The following is a 1,193-nucleotide window of genomic DNA, read 5'->3' as shown; positions in this document are numbered from 1 at the left end:
CTAGAGTCAAAGCGATACATGGTGGTGACGAATCCAAAGTTGATGAAGAAGAAATTTAAAGAATTTTAAAGACAAAACTGATTTGACAACAAAGAACATGGAAGTAATAAAAAGGAGAAGTATTAAGAAATGGAGAATTCAGAAGAAGGGAGTGACAATGAATTGGAGCTGGAGGAGAGCCAGGGCGGAAGGGAACCAAGGAAGAACTGGACGAGTTTCCATGTGACTTGTGTGGACTCGACTGTCACTCAATGAACATTTTGGGTAATCACAAGTGAACAAAGCATCCCACCGAGGCGAGGGTGTCCGGTCCAGGTGATTAAACCCAGATAATGTCAGGCCAGGCTAGGGGTCTATAGAGGAGCCTGGGGGGATAACCTGTCCCCACAGCCTCCTGTCGGAGACTCACTGCTCATAAGTAATCAAACCTGATTTCAGGGGATTAAACCAAGATAATCCAGTGCGATCTGCTTGGAGAGGAGAGTCTGCAGCACATCGCCATCACTTTGTACAAGGTGGAGGTGATGGTGGGAGACAGGGACCAGCTGGTGGAGTTCCTCAATGATGACCTGGAGGTGGTCAGCCTGTTCGTGGTGGTGATCAAGGAGACGGACAAGTCGGGATGTTTCGTGCCAGCCCGAAGGTCGAAGAAAACGGCGAAAGAATTTAAGAAAACGGTCAGGAAATTGATGTTTTGAAGACAGGAATGGAAACCAAGGAAGAGACTATTTAAATTGTGCTCACTGCGGCAAATAATTCGACTTCACTGCAACTTTATGAAAGCACAGGAAATCAGTTCAGGGGAGAGACCAAGAGAATGAGCACACTGTCATGAAGAACCTGCTTGTTCAGCCTTTGGTAATTCCTTGATATAATTAGGCTGTTTATTCCAGTCTATTTATTTTTGGGGTTTTGTCAACGGCTGTTTCTAATCGTCGCTTCAGAACAGTGCGTTATACAGGTTAGCTGTTGTCATCATGAAGTACCATGTAAGAACTGCATTTAAAATTAATAAATACATTCATTACTGAGTTACTTATTGTATTTTCTATGGAATCTCACTATTATTATGAGGCAGTCGGACTTCTACTCCGGCAAGTTGCTCAAGTTGCTCAACTGTCTAAGAAAGACCAAGCTGTAATTGCTTGATTCAGTTCTTACAAGAGGGTCTGTATCAGGCCAAGTCAGGCCAA

At 43.9% G+C, this 1,193-nt stretch carries 1 protein-coding gene; it reads left to right on the top strand.

Features of this window, described 5'->3' with window-relative positions:
• The first annotated feature begins 548 nt into the window (after positions 1 to 548).
• Entirely contained in the window at positions 549 to 698 is a 150-nt protein-coding gene (locus tag ACN0IC_RS15610; protein ID WP_416879647.1) for a hypothetical protein, read from the top strand.
• The last annotated feature ends 495 nt before the right edge of the window (positions 699 to 1,193 follow it).

Source organism: Litorimonas sp. (genome assembly GCA_029936425.1).
Lineage (GTDB): Bacteria > Pseudomonadota > Alphaproteobacteria > Caulobacterales > Maricaulaceae > Litorimonas.
Note: the sequence above shows the minus strand (reverse complement) of the source record. Positions and strands in the feature narration are given on the sequence as shown.